The 20,371-nt window shown below is 41.7% G+C and carries 19 protein-coding genes and 1 pseudogene; 7 read left to right on the top strand and 13 right to left on the bottom strand.

All coding sequences use genetic code 11. The annotated features are described in order from the left end of the window. Positions 1-252 precede the first annotated feature (252 nt). From LC653_RS09315 to LC653_RS09290, 6 genes are all read right to left on the bottom strand, one after another. Positions 253-759, bottom strand: coding sequence for a restriction endonuclease-related protein (locus LC653_RS09315; RefSeq protein ID WP_229494214.1), 507 nt, complete (start codon positions 757-759; stop codon positions 253-255). Next, complete coding sequence (locus LC653_RS09310) at positions 749-1,552, bottom strand: hypothetical protein (protein WP_229494213.1); 804 nt, start codon at positions 1,550-1,552, stop codon at positions 749-751. The genes LC653_RS09315 and LC653_RS09310 overlap by 11 nt, the downstream gene beginning before the upstream one ends. 247 nt (positions 1,553-1,799) lie before the next feature. Beyond that, positions 1,800-3,005, bottom strand: coding sequence for a bifunctional phosphopantothenoylcysteine decarboxylase/phosphopantothenate--cysteine ligase CoaBC (coaBC, locus tag LC653_RS09305; RefSeq protein ID WP_229494212.1), 1,206 nt, complete (start codon positions 3,003-3,005; stop codon positions 1,800-1,802). A 131-nt stretch (positions 3,006-3,136) separates the two neighbouring features. Then, positions 3,137-3,349: a protein IsiD gene (gene isiD / locus LC653_RS09300; protein WP_100897932.1), complete on the bottom strand. Its 213-nt coding sequence runs from the start codon at positions 3,347-3,349 to the stop codon at positions 3,137-3,139. A gap of 155 nt (positions 3,350-3,504) precedes the next feature. Beyond that, positions 3,505-4,107 (bottom strand): alpha/beta hydrolase, encoded by a 603-nt coding sequence (locus LC653_RS09295; RefSeq protein ID WP_229494220.1) that lies wholly within the window; start codon positions 4,105-4,107, stop codon positions 3,505-3,507. A 279-nt stretch (positions 4,108-4,386) separates the two neighbouring features. After that, entirely contained in the window at positions 4,387-4,965 is a 579-nt protein-coding gene (locus tag LC653_RS09290) for a Uma2 family endonuclease (RefSeq protein WP_229494211.1), read from the bottom strand. 228 nt (positions 4,966-5,193) lie between these two features. Here LC653_RS09290 and purH point away from each other — a divergent pair, with 228 nt between their 5' ends. Both purH and LC653_RS09280 read left to right on the top strand, forming a co-directional pair. Continuing rightward, complete coding sequence (gene purH, locus LC653_RS09285; RefSeq protein WP_229494210.1) at positions 5,194-6,714, top strand: bifunctional phosphoribosylaminoimidazolecarboxamide formyltransferase/IMP cyclohydrolase; 1,521 nt, start codon at positions 5,194-5,196, stop codon at positions 6,712-6,714. 584 nt (positions 6,715-7,298) lie between these two features. Next, positions 7,299-7,931: an HD domain-containing protein gene (locus LC653_RS09280; protein WP_229494209.1), complete on the top strand. Its 633-nt coding sequence runs from the start codon at positions 7,299-7,301 to the stop codon at positions 7,929-7,931. On the opposite strand, the gene LC653_RS09275 is transcribed toward LC653_RS09280, so the two are convergent. From LC653_RS09275 to LC653_RS09265, 3 genes are all read right to left on the bottom strand, one after another. Continuing rightward, on the bottom strand, positions 7,928-8,647 hold the full coding sequence (locus tag LC653_RS09275) for a Type 1 glutamine amidotransferase-like domain-containing protein (protein ID WP_229494208.1): 720 nt from the start codon (positions 8,645-8,647) through the stop codon (positions 7,928-7,930). The two genes, LC653_RS09280 and LC653_RS09275, sit on opposite strands and share 4 nt — an antisense overlap. Before the next feature lie 289 nt (positions 8,648-8,936). After that, a complete protein-coding gene (locus LC653_RS09270; RefSeq protein WP_229494207.1) occupies positions 8,937-9,689 on the bottom strand; it encodes a lipoate--protein ligase family protein in 753 nt (250 codons plus the stop codon). A gap of 131 nt (positions 9,690-9,820) precedes the next feature. After that, entirely contained in the window at positions 9,821-10,300 is a 480-nt protein-coding gene (locus tag LC653_RS09265; protein ID WP_229485358.1) for a YbjN domain-containing protein, read from the bottom strand. A gap of 321 nt (positions 10,301-10,621) precedes the next feature. On the opposite strand from LC653_RS09265, the gene LC653_RS47280 reads away from it, so the two are divergent. Then, entirely contained in the window at positions 10,622-10,945 is a 324-nt protein-coding gene (locus LC653_RS47280; RefSeq protein ID WP_372478139.1) for a hypothetical protein, read from the top strand. 251 nt (positions 10,946-11,196) lie between these two features. Then, on the top strand, positions 11,197-11,589 hold the full coding sequence (locus LC653_RS46160; RefSeq protein ID WP_229494206.1) for a tetratricopeptide repeat protein: 393 nt from the start codon (positions 11,197-11,199) through the stop codon (positions 11,587-11,589). A gap of 143 nt (positions 11,590-11,732) precedes the next feature. Here LC653_RS46160 and LC653_RS47275 read toward each other — a convergent pair. The 3 genes and pseudogenes from LC653_RS47275 to LC653_RS09235 form a co-directional block, all read right to left on the bottom strand. Then, positions 11,733-12,803, bottom strand: a pseudogene (locus LC653_RS47275) (Rpn family recombination-promoting nuclease/putative transposase). Positions 12,804-13,082: 279 nt separating this feature from the next. After that, on the bottom strand, positions 13,083-14,033 hold the full coding sequence (locus tag LC653_RS09240) for an AAA family ATPase (protein WP_229494205.1): 951 nt from the start codon (positions 14,031-14,033) through the stop codon (positions 13,083-13,085). Positions 14,034-14,318: 285 nt separating this feature from the next. After that, a complete protein-coding gene (locus LC653_RS09235) occupies positions 14,319-15,413 on the bottom strand; it encodes a DUF4350 domain-containing protein (protein ID WP_229494204.1) in 1,095 nt (364 codons plus the stop codon). A 311-nt stretch (positions 15,414-15,724) separates the two neighbouring features. Between LC653_RS09235 and LC653_RS09230 the strand changes: the two genes are divergently transcribed. Next, positions 15,725-15,931, top strand: coding sequence for a hypothetical protein (locus LC653_RS09230; RefSeq protein ID WP_229494203.1), 207 nt, complete (start codon positions 15,725-15,727; stop codon positions 15,929-15,931). 117 nt (positions 15,932-16,048) lie between these two features. On the opposite strand, the gene dpdE is transcribed toward LC653_RS09230, so the two are convergent. Further along, positions 16,049-19,357, bottom strand: coding sequence for a protein DpdE (gene dpdE, locus LC653_RS09225; protein ID WP_229494202.1), 3,309 nt, complete (start codon positions 19,355-19,357; stop codon positions 16,049-16,051). Positions 19,358-19,823: 466 nt separating this feature from the next. Between dpdE and LC653_RS09220 the strand changes: the two genes are divergently transcribed. Both LC653_RS09220 and LC653_RS09215 read left to right on the top strand, forming a co-directional pair. Further along, a complete protein-coding gene (locus LC653_RS09220; RefSeq protein ID WP_229494201.1) occupies positions 19,824-19,994 on the top strand; it encodes a hypothetical protein in 171 nt (56 codons plus the stop codon). Between the two features lie 78 nt (positions 19,995-20,072). Next, a complete protein-coding gene (locus LC653_RS09215) occupies positions 20,073-20,327 on the top strand; it encodes an RNA-binding S4 domain-containing protein (protein WP_229485351.1) in 255 nt (84 codons plus the stop codon). The last annotated feature ends 44 nt before the right edge of the window (positions 20,328-20,371 follow it).

Below are 20,371 nucleotides of genomic sequence, written 5' to 3'. Positions count from 1 at the left end.
CCCAAGCGAGACACTATTGGGCATGAATCACAGTCAACGACATAAGAATGATAATCATGCGGGTGGGGGAAGAAGCTGCCTACGGCAGCTTCTTCCCATTCTCTTTATTAATGAGACAAGGGTGAGCCTTGCTCACCCTTGTCTCCCCCTAACTATACGATTATCATTCTTACAACTCATTTCTCAAGTATGAAGTATATCTTGTCCTAAGTGTTTTTGAAGTATTTCGTGACCGTTTGGCTAAATTATCGTTCAAATCACAGTAGAAAGGTAGTTTAAGTTATCCTCAATTAGCTGATCGCTAACAGCCAGAATTCGACGATGGTAGTGAATTAGCCCCCCAATACTACGGTTAAGACGTAAGGCTAGAGTCACAGGACTGGTGTAAGATTTGGCATCAATTCCAATTGCTCGTTCATTAATCGCTACATCGCATAGATCGGATTCTGGGTAAAGTTCGGCATCTAGACCATTTTGCCGGGCTGTATCAAAAATGTTTAATTCGTCAATTGCTGGGCCTGTCCAGTAGGTAAGAATTTGAGGATTAGCAATCCGTAAATAATCTTTGTTTGGATCTAGTTTCTCAGAAACTTTTGGTGAGTTACGGCTATTGCATTGGCGAATGGGACAGCGCCCTTCTGGAAAACGCTTTTTATTTGGATGCGATCGCATCAATGTACCACAATAGGCACAACGATGTGCTAGCCCATTAATTAACCACACTTCCGGTACTGGGTCGAAGAATGTATCAACCATCATCCCTTGGTAAAGGTGTTAAATCATTCTCAACCAAGTAGTCTAATAGCTGGCGCTCTCCTATTAGTGAGTACCTACCAAACAACTCTCGTAAAGCAGTGTAGGCTTGATGTTGGCCGCGACTACCTAGTCGTTCAGTTGCTTGGCATAGATTGCTATACAGGCGATGTTCTATTACATTGTCTTCACCAAAAGCTCCACTCAAGTTGGCGACCTCTGCACAATCAGAAGTAGGCACTCGTAAATCAGGATCGATCAGAGTAACTTGAGAAAAACGAAAATCTGACTGGCGAAAAATCCCTAAATTCCAATTTTCAGAGTCAAGAGGGTATCGAGCGCGATCCAAAACAGTATGCACGCAAGCAGTACTATCAGTTAAACCTTCTTCGATATATAGACGGCCTAACTTGCACATTGCTTTATAGAGTTCAGATGGTAGGGTATTGTCTTGTTGACGTACAATATCTCGACCTAAAAGAACCCAGTCATATTGGCGAAGAATTCCCTGTGCCAATAACATCACAGCATCTTCTGCTAAATTATTTATTTGGCGATTTCCTAGAGGTACTGACGAAGGAGTTGTTTTAATTGCAGGAGACCATGTAGCATCTTGACCAGCAGCCTCTGCAATGATTTGTGTTTCTAAAGCAAGGTCGGTAAATGTTGGTAAAACTTGAGCGATCGCTGCAAGTGTCCAACTTTCTTTAATAGTAAAATTGTTGCCAATCCCTCCAAAATCTGCCGAAATCCAAATTCTTGTCCTTTGGATTGTGATAAAAGTTGTTTCGTTCTCCACGAGCGAACGGTACGCAGCGCAGGTGATTCTATAGACAGTTGAAGCTGTTCAATCTGGCGTTTTAGCTCCTTTGCTAGAGCCTCCGCAGTTCCTTGCCACTGACGCACGTCCTCAAAATACATAACTGTAATCAGACAATTTTTACATCAATTGTTGTTTACACTAAATGATGTAATCTAAAATGTCAATACACTAACAAGACGCAAAGAGAAATTTTTGTGTCTTGGCGCGGTACTAGGGAACTTGGTCAAAGTAGGACAAAATCAAATAAATGATGAGCCATTTCTAATTTAGAACAAGGTGCGATCGCTACCTGCCGTCCTTGGCTATCTAAAAATATTGCTTGATTATTATCACTCCCAAAACCACTATCAGGTTGATCGATGGGATTGGCAACAATAGCATCTAGTTTTTTATTCTGTAACTTTTCTAATGCTGGCTTGACAATATCCCCAGTTTGTGCTCCAAAACCAATTAATATTTGATGCGGCTGTTTAAGTTTTGCTAATTGGGCGACTATATCGGGTACTGGTTCCAGGGGTAAGGCTTGGGGGAGCGATCGCTTGGGTAATTTCTCTGTACTATAATCTCGTGGCTTCACATCTGCAACGGCTGCTGACATGACAATTACATCAGCGTTGGGTAAATATTCCAGCATGGCCTGCTGCATTTGCTTGGCACTAATAACAGAAATTGCTTGCACTCCTAATGGTACATCCCAATTAGCTGGGCCATGTACTAGAGTGACACTTGCGCCTCGGTGAAGTGCCGCTTGCGCTAAAGCTAATCCCATTTTACCTGTGGAAGGATTGCCAATAAACCTCACTGGGTCAAGAAACTCTCGCGTTCCCCCAGCACTAATTAACACTCGTTTACCTGCTAAATCTCGTTTGCCTTGAGTGTGTAACAACGATTGGATGTGAGCCAAAATTTCTGGAGGTTCTGCTAATCTACCAGCACCGATGCGATCGCACGCTAATAATCCTGATGCTGTCTTCATTCCATGATATCGGCTATCTATCAATAGCTGTTGCCAATTTCGCTGCACTGATAGCTGTTCCCACATATCCGTATTCATTGCGGGTGCTAACAGCACGGGACAAGTAGAAGCCAGCACGGTATTTGTGAGTAAATTATCCGCCATCCCATAGGCTAACTTGGCTAATGTATTAGCTGTTAAGGGGGCAATTACCATGACATCTGCCCATTCACCCAACTCTATATGCAACGGGCGAGAGTGAGTTGCTTGCCAAAAATCATCATCTGTGTAGGCCCGATGACGAGATAGAGTGGCTATTGTCAGAGGCGTGATAAATTCTTGCGCCGAACGGGTGAGGATGACTCGAACTTCCACCCCAGTTTTAAACAGCGTCGAAACCAAAGCACAGATTTTGTAGGCGGCGATACCGCCACCTACAGCAATTAAAACCCTGTTGAATTTTGGATTAGTCATGGTAAAAAGTTAGGAGTAAGTAGTAATTTAGGAGCAAGTGGTTACAAATATTAATTTCCAACTCCTAACTCCTGTACAGACGCGATTAATCGCGTCTCTTCCAACTCCTAACTCCTAACTCCTAACCTCAACTACGCTTCATCGTAAGGTTCCAAGTCTAAGAGGTAGATATAGGGTTCAACTAACTCTGGACGCTGAAATGCGATCGCTCGCAATAAATGCCAATCATTTAAACCCTCAAAAGCATTACTATAATTATCTAGCTCCAGACGTGTAGCCAGTTCTTCTACTTCTGCCACAGTCATGGCAGCAATTTCTTTCCTGGAAATGCTTAGAGTTGTCATAATGCTCGCCCCTCCCTTATGCAGCACTCGCCTTCAGCATGGGTTAAGTTGCGCTCTTTCGCAGCCACCCAATATATATTACTCATTAGAAGTCATTATTTTCGTGAAAATTGTCAGAATTTGTACCATAATTTATAAAAAATTCGTAATCCTGACTAAGCAATTGTATTTACAACGAAATTTTGTAGCACCTCTAACGTTTGTAGATTTATTTCATGCCCCATGTCAAATTCGTGGTATTCTACCGCCACTGTTAGAGACTTGAGAGTTTCTCGTGCCTTCAAAGCAGCTTGCAGGGGCACAACTTCATCATATCTACCGTGAGTGATTAAAGTCGGCGGAATCCCTTTTTGATTTGCCGTTACTGCATCAGGATGTAAATACCCACTCATGACAGCTAAACCTGCTAGGGGCAATTTTGAGCCGACATCTAAAGTCATTGCCCCGCCTTGAGAAAATCCACTTAAAATGGTGCGTGACAAAGGTACGCCAGTGGTACTTTCTAAAGATTGCAAAAAATCTATTAGCAGTTGCCGACTTTCTGCCAATCCTTGATACATATTCTCCACCCGCAGGTCATACCATGCCCTCCCTACTGGGGAATAGGGATAAGGATAAGGTGCGTTGGGTAATACAAATTGGTAATCGGGTAAGTTGAGCAAGGGTAATAAAGATGCTACATCCTCAGCATTAGCACCCCAACCATGCAAAGTGACAATTAAGCCTGCGGGGGGTTGAGAATCTCTCTTAACGGTGATAGCTTGTAAAGACAGAGGTTTACTCCTAAAATTCTACTCTTTTCATAGATCCTATCTCTTCAAGCAGACATATTATTTACCGACATTTGCTGGTTGCCCAAAGAATGCGATACATCATAGAGGTTGTTTGAAAAGGGTTGGCTTGCGACTCAGTGGCGCGATCTCAAATCCCAAAACTTTGATTCTCTCGTAGCAGTTTCTCGGTAGCCAGGGTAGTCAAACACACGCTTGAGGACTTTTCAAACATCCTCTTAGATTCTTCTGATTTTTAATGAAATTTTAGGGATTTAATCCAGCTTGTTGAAAGATTGCGTGAGGGGTAATTTCCAATTCTGGTAGCAAATCATCAGTAATTATTTGATGAGATCGATAAGTAATCGGCAAGGAAGATGGCGCAAATACAGTTACAGTTCTGGCTTTTGTATCAACCACCCAAACACGAGAAACGCCACCTTTGAGATAATCAGTCGCTTTTTCGGCAATTTCACCAAAAGTTTGACCAGGTGAAATGATTTCTATGACTAATTCAGGTGCGACAGGACAAGCTTCGTCTAATAGCCAATCAGCGGAAAGACGGTTATGAGAAATATAGGTCAGATCGGACACAGGCATCCAATCTTGTTGATTTCGTGTTAGTTTAATTGCCCATTCAATCACAACCCGACCTTTTGCTTGTGCCCATGCAGACAATAGTATAAATAAAGCACCAGTAGTCGAGCCATGAAAAAATTTTGGTGACATTTCATTATCTTTATATTTGGGTACAGCTTCACCGTTCACAAACTCGTATGTAATATCTCCTTCGGGAAGTGCGAGAAATTCTTCTAGGGTTAGGCGTTGATTAGAAGACTGAACCATAGGTGTTATGTGGGTAAAAGATGCTTACTTTTAGTTTAGGCGATCGCAAATATTAGAGACTAAGCCTACTTAGTCCTTATTTCCAGCATTTTCGACAGTGCTGACTCTGGGGGATGTAAGCATATAAATTACACGAGTCAATATTATTCCTCATGGTCTTGAAGTGAACCGAAGCTTATGCAAAACTTGAGATCCTTCACTTCCAGCCTAATTTTAAGGAATTGATCAATGGCGCGTCTAGCCCTGCTGAGTGTATCTAACAAAACTGGTTTAATTGACCTAGCCCGTAGCTTGGTTGAAGAATTCGACTTTGATTTAATCAGCAGTGGGGGAACAGCCCAAGCACTCAAAGATGCGGGACTCCCTGTTACGAAGGTTGCAGATTATACAGGTTCACCAGAAATTTTAGGTGGTCGAGTCAAAACCCTACATCCCCGAATTCATGGCGGGATTTTGGCGCGGCGAGATGTTCCCCAAGATATTACAGATTTAGAAAATAACCAAATTCGCCCGATTGATTTAGTGGTGGTGAACCTATATCCTTTTGAGGAAACGATCGCTAAACCAGGGGTAACATTATCAGAAGCTGTTGAACAAATTGATATCGGTGGCCCTGCTATGTTAAGGGCATCATCGAAAAACTTCGCCCATCTGGCTGTATTATGCGATCCAGCCCAGTATGACGAGTATTTACAGGAATTACGGCAAAATAACGGCGAAGCATCCCTAGAGTTTCGGCAAAAGGCGGCATTAAAAGGATTTTCGCACACTGCTAGTTATGATCAAGCGATCACATCTTACCTGGCAGGAACACAACAGCACACCCTTAGCGGCACACAATTACAATCTCTGCGTTACGGCGAGAATCCCCATCAACCTGCTACCTGGTATGAAACTGGTACTACTCCAACAGGATGGACATCTGCGACAAAACTGCAAGGCAAAGAACTTAGTTACAATAACTTGGTTGATTTAGAAGCTGCACGCCGAATTATTGCTGAATTTACTGATACCCCAGCAGCTACAATTATCAAACATACAAATCCCTGTGGTACGGCATTGGGAAGCACTATTTCAGAAGCTTACCAAAAAGCTTTCAACGCTGATTCTACTTCTGCTTTTGGTGGGATTGTCGCGCTCAACCGCCCAATTGATGCAGCTACAGCTAGCGAGTTAACTAAAACATTTTTAGAATGTGTGGTTGCACCAAGTTGTGATGCAGAAGCTCAAGAAATCCTTGCCAAAAAATCCAACGTGCGGGTTTTGACTCTAGCTGATTTGAGCAGTGGCCCTAAGGATACAGTGAAAGCGATCGCAGGTGGTTTCCTTGTCCAAGCTAGCGATGATGTGATTGCTGATACCAGTCAATGGCAAGTTGTTACCGAACGTCAACCCACACCCGAGGAATTAGCCGAATTGCTGTTTGCTTGGAAAGTTTGCAAACATGTTAAATCTAATGCCATTGTTGTGACAAGCGATCGCACTACACGAGGAGTAGGTGCTGGTCAAATGAACCGCGTCGGCTCAGTTAAAATTGCCCTAGAACAAGCTCAAGAAAAAGCCAAAGGTGCAATTCTCGCCAGCGATGGATTCTTCCCCTTCGATGATTCTGTGAAAACAGCAGCAGCAGCAGGAATTACAGCCATTGTCCAACCAGGGGGAAGTGTACGCGATAAAGATTCTATCATTGCTGCTAACGAACTGGGTTTGGTGATGGTCTTAACTGGGGTACGTCACTTTTTACACTAAATTATTGCTCATTCGGTGTGCAGTTTACAAAGTGTCACACAATATGCTTGGTTTTTGATTGAATGAATGATATGTTTTAGTCGTGTGTGAGGAGCAAGTTAAAAGTAAAAAGCGCCTGGGGTGGAAACACGGCAACACTCCCAAGCGCTTTTTAATTTGTCAGAAATTGGATTGCTTGTGCAGTTTTGAAAATGTCACTCAAAATACTTGCCATTTGATAGAAGTAGTGATAATGTTTATTTGTGTGTGAGGAGCAAGTTGAGAATAAAAAATGCCTGGGGTGGAAACACGGCAACACTCCCAGGCATTTTTTAATTTATATATAGAAATATAAAAATTGGATTGTAGGTGCAGTTTTGAAAGTGTCACTCAATATACTCGCCTTTTGATTGAAGCAGTGATATTATCTAATTGTGTGAGGAGCAAGTTAAAAATAAAAAGCGTTTGGGGTGGAAACACGGCAACACTCCCAGGCGCTTTTTAATTGGTATGTAGAAAAAATCCCTTGCAGATTCGCCAGAATTATTGAGATAATCACCTAAAGTCCAAAATCCAGTCAACCTCACCTCCAATCAGAAATCTAGGTGCAAATTAATCGGCTGACTCAACAAATTCAGTTCATCATCGAGATTGACCAATTGAAACAGGTGATGCGCCAAACCCTCCTCACTGATGGGTCACGCCGAGAAAATAGTGCAGAACATTCTTGGCATTTAGCGGTGATGGCAAGTGTATTAGCAGAATATGCCCCGGAAGGTGTTGATATATTCCATGCCATCAAAATGCTGCTAATTCACGATTTGGTAGAAATTGATGCAGGTGATACCTTCTGTTACGATGTGCAGGGTAATGACAGCAAGGTAGAACGAGAAGCACAAGCCGCGTTGCGCTTATTTGGACTTTTGCCAGCAGATCAAGGTAGGGAGTTGCGTTTACTTTGGGATGAGTTTGAAGCAGGGGAAACACCCACCGCCAAGTTTGCCGCAGCCCTAGACCGTATACAGCCTTTGCTGCACAATCAACAAACTCAGGGAGGGACTTGGCGTATTTATGGCATTAGGCGCGATCAGGTGATGAAACGGGTAGCGGTAGTAGAAACAGGTGCGCCGGAACTGTGGCCGTTTGTCATGCAATTGATTGATGATTGTGTGACAGCAGGGTATCTTAAAGATGATACTGCGCTAATTACTCAGGATTTTCGCGTTGAAAATTATTAGCTATTTCCCAAGTATATAGGTTCTAAAATCGTTTCTTTAACTGTCTTATCTACTCTTTCTAAACAATAAGCTTTGGGTTGCGGACGTGAACTCACAACTTTTTCCAATTGCTCTCCAACAAAATGGAGAGCAACCCCATCGTCTACAGCATATCCAGAGCTAATAAGTCCTTCTGATAAAAGTTGATGGTAAGCAGGTTTTCTTCTTGGCTCACCGTCGTAATGAGGACAGTTACTACCTTTTAGAAAGCCAAGGCACTGTAATACAGTCATGTTCCCAGGAATAGAGTCTGTCAGCCCCTCTTCAAACCAACAAATAGAGCCTGCACTTAAGCCAGAAAGAATAACGCCACTTTCCCAACCTTCTCTTAAAACATGGTCAAGTCCCCACTCTTTCCAAAGAGCAATTAGGTTTTTAGTGTTTCCACCTCCTACATAAATAATGTCCTGCTCAAGAACAAAAGACCTAAAGTCCGATGTAAATGGGTTGAACAAGGACAAATGAGATGGCTGACATAGAAGCTGCACAAAAGCTGAGTAGAATTTAACAATATATTTGTCGGAATCACCACTTGCTGTAGGGATAAAACAAATCTTCGGTCTTTTCTTTTTGCATAATCCCAAGATATATCGATCCAGCAGAAGGTTTTCAGGTTCCATTGAAAAGCCTCCACCGCCCATTGCAATGATTTGTTTAGGAACTGAATTTGTACTCATTTTTAAATCCTGTTGTATTTCTATCCCATTTAGGAATTACGCACGAGTAACGGAAAACGTAGACGCTGCATCGGCAAGCCGTCCGGCTACCACAGAGAAGCCAGTGCACCCTTGCGGTTAAGAGACTTGAAGCAACTGGCGCGGCGCAGAGAAGCCAGTGCGCCCTTGCGGTTAAGAGACTTGTACCCCTACGGGGATCTTGCTACGCTCAAGCGCGTTCCCGCTCTTTAGCAACTGGCGCGTCACGGAGGAATGAGAGTTTGAGAGGGTTTTTGCGTAAGTCCTACCATTAAATAACCTGAGAACCAGCCTCCGAAATCGGTTTCGCCAAAATTTCCTCCCACTCAAATTGCGAGAGTGGTTTCAACTCTATTTGCATATCAAAACAATTACTAGCTGCGGCAACTAAAGCTGCAATAATCTTTTCTACACTCAGACTTTGAGACAGTTGTACAGTCGTAAAAGATTCTGCACCAAATACTTGATCGAACAGTTCAGCATCGGGTTGCAAACGGATGGAACCATGTTGCAAAATTGCCCCACTACGTCGCAATTGAGCGCTACCAATGAGTTTGCCACCATTTGGCAAAACTAAATCTGCATTGGTAGCAGTACCAAAACAATTAGGGTTGTGGATGTAACCTCGCCCAGCCGTACCATAATGTAATTCTAGGCCGAGCGATCGCCACCCTTGAATCAAAAACTCACAAATTTTTTCGTACACTTGGAGGCGACTACCCGTAAGTCCAGATGTGACTACAGCGTAAGTTAAATCACCTTGGTGTAACACAGCCCGTCCACCGGTAGGACGCCGCACTAAATCCAGTTTTTGCCCTTGCCAAGTTAAATGTTGCCAATGTTCAGGGAATTGGCGTTGATGATAGCCGAGAGAAATGGCAGGTGGCGACCAGGTATAAAAGCGCAGAGTTGGCGGGTGCTTTCCCGAATAGTGCTGTTCTAGCAACCATCGGTCAATCGCCATCTGCACATTCCCGTCTGCCTCTAGCAAAGGAATTAGTCGCCAAACCTGATTACTATGCATCCGATGCAGCAGTTGCCCAATCTAAAATCCAAGTTGCGCTGAAAGCGCACCAAAGGTGCGACCTAAAATCGTTCGACTGAGCGTAGCCGTTCGCGTAGCGTTCCGCAGGAAAGTCCAAAATCCAAAATTCCTTAAGTTGCACCAAATTCAGTTTGTAAAGCTTCATCGTTATTATCAGCGATCGTTGCCACAATGGTAATGAGTCGAGATACTTCGCCAGGAGATAACTCAGCTAAGGTGCGTGTTGAGATCACAACCACTCGGTTTTCAATAATACCGAAACGCGCTTCAAAGGTACTAGAACAGTTTAACTCCAAAAGATACCGCATCAACTTAGGTTCATCTTTGGCAGGTAAATTTAGCACCGTAGACCAAACCGTGATGGTGTCTTCATCGGTTGTCCCGTTGAGTTGGACAAATACTTCCACACTTCCATACTTAAACTTCCAGAGATAACCACCCTCTGGAGTGTGGCTAACCATCGCACTGTCATCTTGTTCCAAAGAATCGATGACATTTTCAATTACCTCCACATGGTTAATGCTTGCCGTCTCGGCGATTAGCTCATTAATGGATTCGTTACTAGGTATGGTTTCTTGGTAGCTTGTCATAGAGATTTTTTCCTCAACATATTTGCTGTCTTATCTACACATACTTTATAACTTGTGGACGCAGTTAGTTTGAGCTTCCTTTTGGCCTACTTTCCAAATGCCTAAAGTGTGGGGCTGCATAAAGGACTTCCAATTAAAAAATACAAAATGGTAGGGGCACAGAATTGCTGTGCCCTTACAGAGTGGTCTATTTACCCGAAAATAGCTATATATTTCTGGGTATGATTGCGAAATCCTGTAAGTTTAGTTTGTAGATTTATTGATTCTGGCAATAAGATTTAGTGATGAGAGCAAAACTTTGGATACTAGCTTGCAGGTCGGATGAGTAAGGGCAGATTGAAATTAGTTACCTGTGTTGGTTGTTTATCATTGGCGATATATGCATCGGCATTATATTTTAGCAATCGTGGTAGATGTGCGATCGCTAGTTGCAAACTGCCTTTATCACAGACTTTAAGATTGGGACTATCGCAACCGCAAACATCAACAGAAAAGTTACGCTTACTCGCTCAAGGTATGACTGTAAAAGTGATGTCAAAAGAATTCTTGGGTTCTGGGATTCTTTTGCGAAAACAAGACTCAATATATACAGTTTTAACTAATGCTCATGTTGCGAATAAATCTTTCTTTATGCCAAACGCCTAAAACGACTAAATACCGTAAATCACATTATGGTTAATTTGTACAGTGCGTAAGTCCTATGATAATACGGAAATTTATGTTGATTTTGATACTTTTTTGAATAATATCCAACCTGAGCCTTAAAAATCGTTGGGTGGGTTAACGCAGTCAACAGATTTTAGATTATCGAATAGCTCAAGAAAACCTCACCCTGGTTATGCTACGCAAAACCTGTCCCTCTCCTTGGTAAGGAGAGGGATGTGGGTTAGGACAGCGTGCAATATTGCTCGGTTAAGAATATTCGTAGGGAAGCTTATCTCAATCGGGGTTATACCCGCTTCGATTTAGGAAACAAGCAAGGAGCGATCGCTGATTACAACGCTGCTCTCAAGATTAATCCTAACTTAGCCGAAGCCTACGGAAACCGAGGAATAGCCCACTCCGATTTGGGAGACAACCAAGGAGCGATCGCTGATTACAACCTTGCTCTCAAGATTGATCCCAACTATGCCAAAGCCTACTACAACCAAGGTAATGCCCGCTACCAATTAGGAGACAACCAAGGAGGGATTGTAGACTTGCAAAAAGCAGCTGAACTATTTCGGCAACAAGAAAATACAGAGTTGTATCAACAAGCTTTAGAGTTGATTAGAAAATATCAGCAATAGAGTGGTGGGCGATGGACAGATGGGGAGGTAGTGCGATCGCCTGATAATATTCTCTTTGATTTTGCGATCGGCTGTGACAAAAAATGTAGAGACACGATGTTCCTCAAGTCTCTACAAAAATTATGAATAATATATATTAATTTTTACTCCTCCAGCCCATTTAACCAAGCCACCAAATCACTTGCATTGCTAAAATCTAACAAAGCTTCTGCTAAATCTTCTAATTGTGTAGTCGATAATTGGCGAATCCGTTCTTCTAATTCAGGTGTAACCGCACCAACTTTCCGATTTATCTGGCGCATAATTATTTCCAGCTTTCCCTTTTGTATTCCTTTTAATTCCCAACTAGTAACAATTTCCATAACTACCTCTTGTTTGGCTACTTCAAATTTAGCAATCTCAGTTTGAAAAATCTCTTCTTCTGCTGCATTTAATTTGAGATAAGTGTCAACAAACCCACCAATCATTTTCATTCGGGCTGGATCGAGTCGTAAAGTCGCTAACAAACGCAAGCATTCAGCCTTAACTCTGGGACGTTCTGAGGGTGCTATGTTCATTTTAGCCATCAGCGCACTGGCAACGGGGTTTTCTTGCTGTAAAAAATCGCGCCAGTTTAATTGATTGAGTTGAACCACTCCATAGTTAAATTCCAGAACATTTTTATCTGGAAATTCCATCCGGTAAATATTTTTTTGGGGTGTGCGGGGAGCGTCAAAATAATTCGTAATTTATAATTCGTAATTCGTAATTATTACCCCACGACTGAAGTCGGGGGCCTAATTGAGGAATAAATTTATTTGTCTCCATAAACTTTAGTTAGGGGCTTGTACCTTTAATTACGAATTACGAATTACGAATTACGAATTAGTAATTATTTGGTCATAGGAAAAAACTACAATTGGATATACAGGTAAAGCATATTTTTCAAACAATCGCGCAAAGTAACGAAACATTCTCCGTCCAAAATCAGCTTGTGGATATGACTGATTTTCGATATGCACGAGGAAAAAACTTTTTTGTTCTCGAAATCTTACTTGTACTACTAAATCAGCTTCGTATTGTTCGCCAGCAGTGACATCGGTAAATACTTCTTTGTCCAATAATTTCAACGAGTCAGGTTCTAGATAAGCAGTTACCTGGGGAAAAAATAATTCTAAAAATTCTATAAAAAATGTTCCAATCAGTTCTTTAAATAAACGGTCGTGGTCAATCATACTAATATCAGTTTACCTATAAGTTGATTCTAAATCATTGCTTTACTCCTTTTATTAATTCTGTTATTTCGATGTAATCAAAGAGCGCGATCGCATTATCTCATGCAAGGTATGGCAGGTTGCCAGTGAACTTAAGCCCCAGCGAATAAAATTTGCGGCTACACAAACAGATAAGAGAAAATTAAGGTTTTTAAACCCGCAAAGGCGAGTTTTGCCTGTATAGAAGCGGTTTCTAACCGCCGATTTAACTTTACTTGTATCGCCTGACAAAGAATTTTTTCACCTTGGAACTGGTACTTGATTAATTACCGACGCAATTACCGCATCCATTTGTAAACCATCCAGCATTGCTTCTGGTTTCAAAATGAGGCGATGACGTAGCAGTGGCGATGCAACTGCTTTAACATCATCTGGCGTTACAAAATCTCTTCCAGCCAACCACGCTAATGCTTGAGATGTCTGCAACCAAGCACCGGCGGCGCGAGGGGATGCACCCAAAGTTAAATCAGGATATTGACGCGATATTCTCACCAACGCCAACAAATAATCAACGATCGCTTCTGATACTTTAACCTCTTTGACTGCTTGTCGTGCTTGCAAAATGTCGGCTACTGTTGCGATTGGTTTCAATCGGCTAATATCCAAACGCCGTGCTGCAAAACCCGCCTGACGATTCAGCAACATTTGCTTTTCGGCAGCTTGATCTGGGTAATCTACCACCAGTTTAAATAAAAATCTGTCCAACTGCGCCTCTGGTAAGGGATAAGTCCCCTCAAATTCTAGGGGATTTTGGGTTGCAATCACCCAAAATAAATCTGGTAAGGGCAAACTTTCACCATCCAATGTTACCTGCATCTCTTCCATCGCTTCCAGTAGCGCCGCTTGTGTCTTGGGAGGAGTTCGGTTGATTTCGTCTGCTAGCAGCACTTCGGTAAATATTGGCCCTTTTTTTAAAGTGAAATTGCGGCTATTCAAGTCAAAAATATTTGTACCAGTAATATCTGAAGGTAAAACATCTGGTGTTAGTTGAATCCGGCGAAAATCCCCTTGGATTAACTGCGCCAACACTTTTACTAGGAGAGTTTTACCAGTCCCCGGTACTCCTTCCAAAATTACGTGTCCACCCGCAAGCAGTGCTACTAAAAGTTGTTGTATTAGGCTTGATTGTCCGACAATTACTTGATTAAGACCTTGACCAAGGCGAATTAAGATAGGATGGGTTTTGTTCATAAGATTAATTCGTAATTCGTAATTCGTAATTCGTAATTAAGAAAGTCAGATTAGATATGGGTTTCCATATGCTTGTATCTGTAGCTTGATTTTGGAAATTGGTATTGCACATTTCTAGAAAATTATTTTTTAACTAGTTCTGGGGGTTTAAGTCAAGAAGCTCCTGTTTGGAAAAATGTGGTAAGTTTTGTGGCAGAGTCTGTCTTGTAAAATCCAGAGCGGAGGAAACCTCCGCTCCAATTTTGCGCTAAGTCTCCATTACAAAAATTAATTACGAATTACGAATTACGAATTACGAATTAATCTAATGTTTCGCCATTTCCCCAACCAGCTTAACAGTTCTCGTTCACTGATGGGTTGTTTGCGAGATTGTAGCTTTAAAACTGCATCTAGTTCTGCTGCACTTGCGCCTGTTTTTTGTATCCAGAAGTTGATCAAGGCTTGGTGTTCTAAAGGTACTTGCCCTAATCCCAAGGCTTTTTGGAGTTGTAGTTGTTCTTGTTTACCCACCATCTCTACAACAAAGTCGGTGGTATCAGCTTTCTGCAACACTCCCGCTAAAGCTTGGATGTATGCCTCGCTGTTATCTACAACTGGTGTATCTAAAGCTACTGGCTTGCCAAAGCGGCGATTCTGCGCCCAGATTAACACTAATAGCAGAATACCTACTTGCAGCAATATTGGAAATACGGGAGTTTTAGCAAAAAAACTAGATAAATCTCCTTCGCTTTCTTTCTTCCTGACATCGGCATCTTTATAGCCGTGGATGTATTCATCAACAAATATTGTATTACTTTTTTCAGTAACCAAATTGGCTAAATACTTGAAATTACTTAAATAATCTTGGTAGGCGTTGGCGGCTAAATAAGGAGTGGTAGAAAAAATCACCTTTCCCTTTTTGTAATTTTCTTCCCAGACAACAGCACCAAAGCGATCGCCTAAATCAACTTGCTGGGAGTTAGTTTTTTTATATCGTCTACGTGTATCAATTTTAATATCACCTTGGGGAGATTTTTGCATAGTGCTAAACTCCGCTTCTGTAACCCGCGCCCCCGCACCCAAAATTACCAAAGTATTTCCTTTTTCTACCCATTCGCGTTTTTGACTATCCAGTGTCGTCTCCCTTGGATCGCCGCTTACCTGTAGGAGGGTAACTGGGTTGTTATCTGGCTGAATATCACTAAAAGGCTTTTGCCAGCGTTTGATAGAAATTCCCTGCTGTTGCATAAAAGCATACCAAGCACCATAGCCATCGGAGGCGCGGTTATAAGTAGAGCCAGTGTTAAGTTTAGTATTATTGGGAGCCGCAAACAAACTAAGTAAAACGATCGCAGCGAGTGCGATCGCTCCTATCCAAGCAAGGCGATTTGAACGTTTCATTTTTGACTTTCACTATAATCACTTCGTTTCAGAATCACAAGCGGCAAAATATCAGTACCCATTGGATCGACTAAAAAGTGCTTATCAGCAAAGGATTTTAGTAGCGCACTCGTCGATGATTTCTCAGTTTTTACTGACTCAACCTTTTACTTACTCTCGATTTTACAACTTTGGAGTCAACTAGCTCATCCAAATGGATGAAGACTAAATCTACCTATTAGGCGATTAAAGTGCAGAAGGTTTCGGCTTATAAATAAGAAAACTGTATTACTAAATACTAATTGTACCAAGCTCTAGTTGAGGAGAACTTTATGAAAGCTACAAACTTAATAAATTTTGCAAATATTGTACCCGGAATTGCCAGCACTAAAACAGTCGATAATAACTACACTGCTGCACCAATAAACACAGGAAATGACTCCGATCCAATCCATAGCCATTCTAAGGATCTCAATTACCCCAACTACTTTGATACTGCTTGTCTTGCTTATCACATTATGGGATTTGGCAAATTTTAGCGATGAGGTTAAAGTCCTCTCTTATGATATTAACTCTTATTTGGAAGTTACAAAAAACCCCACCCCTTAAATGGAGTGGGGTTTTTAGTGACTAAGGCTATTTAACCGCACATAATATCACTCAAATTGCACAAGCGATCGCCCTGATACAATAATAAAACCGACAGAATCAAGCCTAATTTGGGGCTGACTAATTCCCTCTAGAATAGCTGCATTTAAAGCAGTTTCTATCTTCAATTCTTCAGCTAATGCATTATCCCAACTTTGCTGATTCAGACGCAGCCGTAATTGTTCTACTCTATTGGCTAATTTCTTTTCGGCGACCTTAGCACAACTTTGGCATAAGTCAATAAAATCGGGACGATTAGAGAGTAACTCCGAAGAAGTATTACGCACTTGATAACAGAAATTTTGCCATTTACTAGGGTCAACAAAATCGTCAATAATTCCTAAGCGCTCTTTTGCTAGATTGTAATCTCGTCCTTGATTACTGTTTTTATCTTTATATGGACGTTGCAAAATACTTAAGATTGCTCTATCTTCAACAGTGCGTATTGGCTCCTTGCGACCATCAACATAGATAGTTTCTATAATTGGCGGAAATAGAGCATCGACACGTCGCTGCAAGTTTTTGAATTGAGAATTATCTAGTTTGTTATCTAGTAAAACTTGTTTGGCAATTTTTAAATTTGCCTCGACTACATAATTGCATTGGAAACCGAACCACTCCTTTCCTTCTTTAGAGTCCCAAGATGCATCAGTGCGCCACATCGCAAAGGCTTCACCTCGGTCATCCCAGTTTATATAGTTCCAGAGTGCTTCAATAAATCCTTCCCCAACCCTAAAGAGTTTAATACCAGCATTTTGGTTTGCTACCCTGCGATTATAAGTACCAAATTGGTCTAGAGAACTCTCAGCAAAACGGTTTTTTAAGTCATTTATGGGAACCAATGTCCGCGTTGTCGGTTGATAACGTCGCATCTCTGATGAGTCGGGGTTATTGAGTCCTCTGAATCCCAGCGCGTCACAAATCCAGCCTTCAATTGCTCGTTTAATTTCTAAATGACTTGCATCGTAATTATCTAAATCTTGAAAATACTCGGTGGCAATTTCATCGTTAGCGTCAATTTCATCTAGAGCATTCTGTTCGCTAATTTTTGCTATTTCAGCTTCAATTTGCTCTTGAATTGGCGGAATCATCTCTAACAATCCAGCAGCACTTGATTGAAACAAAACTGTTTCTAATTCTGCAAGTTTCTCATCTACATAAAACTGGAGACTGGCAATTGATTGTTGGAATATACCAAACCCATCTTTAAATACTTTATACCAAGCATTGTGAGGGCTATCTGACAAATAGGGGCCAATCAAGGCACTAGATTGGACTCCAATTTTGCTGCCAATGCGGTCAAGTCTGCCAATTCTCTGTTCTAATTGATTAGGCGACCAAGGAAGGTCAAAATGAATTAACCAATCGGCAAACTGGAGGTTACGTCCTTCTTCTCCAGAGCGATCGCATACTAAAATAAAGCAGTTTGGGTTATTCTTGAACCTATTTAAGCCTTCCTCAACCTTGTCTGGTGATTCTCCAAATTGATGAGTAGCTACTGTCTCTGCACCAAAGCTATCAGATAAATACCGGACAATTTCGCCACAAGTTTGCACAAAACTGGTAAATACAATAAATTTGGGCAGAATATCACCAGCAATTGGTCTCTTGATTCTCTGCTGTATCCTCGTGATGAATTCGTTTTGATTCTTCCGAACGTTTGCGGGAATTTTGAAGTATGTACCTAGCTGATTCACCAGCACTGTTTTCAAATTTTCTGTCCGTTGTCCGTCCTCTTGAGGTTGACGAATAATTTTTAGGAAGGATTGCAGAATCTCTTCTTCCCCTGAGAATTTGAGGGTTGTAGTTAATAGGTGAATATCATCTTCTTTAAACTCGTGGATGAGTTTAGCATGAGGTTTACCAGTTAACCGGGCGGTAATTACCTGCTCTAAAATGCCTAACCAAGTACCAGCAGCTAAGAATAACAACAGAAAAATTCGCTGATATTGCTTTTCACCAGGAGCAACACTACGCCATTGATTGAGTAGTTCGTGGATATCAAGCGATCGCTCGTCTAAATCATACTCTTCTTTCGGCGTAAAATTGCGGTCAAATATCACATCTTCCACCGCAGCGCGACGGTTGCGAAGCATTCGGCGGTGTAGTCGATAGGTATCGCTGACGTGGACACGAATCGCTTGCAGGATTTGCTCTTGCTCGGTAGAATTTGCTGGTAAATTTTCTAAATCATCCGCCAGCTTCAGTAAATACTCATCTTCAGCAAAGAGGTTGCGTAGTTGCTGCAAGTTGCTTTTGAGGACAAGAGGTTTCGCATCTTCTTTAAAAGAAAGCAGAACTTTGCCAACTTGCTGACGGCTTGCAACTTTGGCGCGAAAACCCGCTAAATCACCAATTTTATAGGTTGTTGGGTCGAGCAAGTGCAACATAGCCAGAAAATCTTGCTCATGATTGAGAACAGGAGTGGCAGATAATAAAAGTAAGCGATCGCTTTTATGAGCAAGTTCTTTGCAAGTCTGAAAACGCTGCCGTACTGCCGCATCCTTAGAGGTTGCCATTGCTGCGATATGATGGGCTTCATCTAAAATTAAGCAGCCTATCTTCGCTTTCAGGTTGATTTTATGGATATCTTCAACCGCCAGCACCGCTACCCGTTTAGGAAAATGGGAAATGTAAAACTTGTTTTCTAACTCAGTTTGCCATTGTTTGAGCAAATATTGCGGAACTATCACCACCGCACCTTTTTTCGGTTCATCCAGGAGGAATTGACGCAGAATCGCACCCGCTTCGATGGTTTTTCCCAGTCCCACCTCGTCTGCTAGCAAGTAGCGTTGAATTGGGTCTTCCAGTACCCGCCGCACAACTTCAACTTGGTGAGGATAAAGATTGATATTTGCTGAAATCAGTCCTGTCATCCCGCGACTGACAGCGCGTTGCTTAATCAAGGATTTGACGAAAGCCAATCTTTTGTCGTGAAAGTAGGGTGTTTCGTGACCCTTCATCGCTAGAGTTTCGATGGGGTCTGTGTTTGGTAGATTACAACGAACGTAAATGTCTTCTTCAGTAGCGATCGCAGTTTTCTTATCTGGTAAATCAATTTGATACATTTCTGTATCTTCATCCCAGATGAAAACTCTGCCAACTATCCATTTATCCTGCGCTTGGGACTTAATATAGCATCGAGCCTGAGGTTCAAGCCTGACCGGAGAGAGCGAATTTAAAGGTAAAGTTTTTTGAAGACGTTGCCCTATAGAGCAGAAATACTCAACGTTTGCATTGGCATCAGATATTTCCGTAACTTTTCCGATACCCAAATAGTTATTCTGGGACTGTACCAATAAACCGAGCTTAATCATAGATCCAGTCCCCTGAACATACTAAAATAACCTTCCAGACTAGTTTGTTCACCTATATCTGAAAATTTTGTCGATCAACATTATAGATAATAAACTGGCATCACAGCTTTTTGTCATAGCGATCGCCATAGCCTAATACTTTTCGGTTAAGCAGGAAAGGCAAAGGGTTTAAACTTACCTTTATCCCTTATCCTTTAAGCTTTTTTCAGACCAAAAGGAAGATTGTTAGGCTTATCCGAAAAGTATTGCACAACAGCCAATTAGTAAAATCAGCCCAAACGTTGATTTTCGTTCTAAAAGTTTACCTAAGGAATATGAATTAAATATGGTTTTTAACCTCACCCCGCCTTTGACTTTCGTCAAAGTCTCCCCTCTCCTTACCAAGGAGAGGGGTTGGGGGTGAGGTTTTGTACTTAATTAAATCCGCGTTCCTAAGCACTAGCATTTTTAAATACAGGGCAACGCATTGGCATTGTCAGGCAACGCATTGGCATTGTCAGGCGATACATTGGCATTGTCAGGCAACACATTGGCATTGTTAGGCAACGCATTGGCATTGTCAGGCGACGCATTGGCATTGTCAGGCAACGCATTGGCAAATTTAATTCGCAACGAATTAATGAAATACTGTACTTAGGTGATTATGTGGCGCAATAGATTCACCTTTGCCTTGATAACGCCACGATACAATTAAGATGATGCAGTTTTATTTAGTATGAAAAAAATCAGAGACAACACAATTAAGTTAAATCAATATTTAAAGTTGATGGGTATAGTGCCAAGTGGAGGACAAGCCAAGCTGATGATTCAAGGTGGTGATGTCCAAGTCAACGGTATGCTAGAAACCCGACGAGGGCGGCGACTAGTACCAGGTGATAAAGTGACAATAGAAGGAAAGACTTTAGAGGTGAATTTGGACAACAATAAAGACCAAGACGTAGTAATAGATTCTCCCGAAGAAACTGAGTAAAGGATTTTTATCCTAACTTGAAAAGTTCCTCTTTTACCTTGTGA

The organism is Nostoc mirabile CHAB5784 (assembly GCF_020829645.1).
In the GTDB taxonomy this organism is placed as follows: Bacteria; Cyanobacteriota; Cyanobacteriia; order Cyanobacteriales; family Nostocaceae; genus Nostoc; species Nostoc mirabile.
Note: the sequence above shows the minus strand (reverse complement) of the source record. Positions and strands in the feature narration are given on the sequence as shown.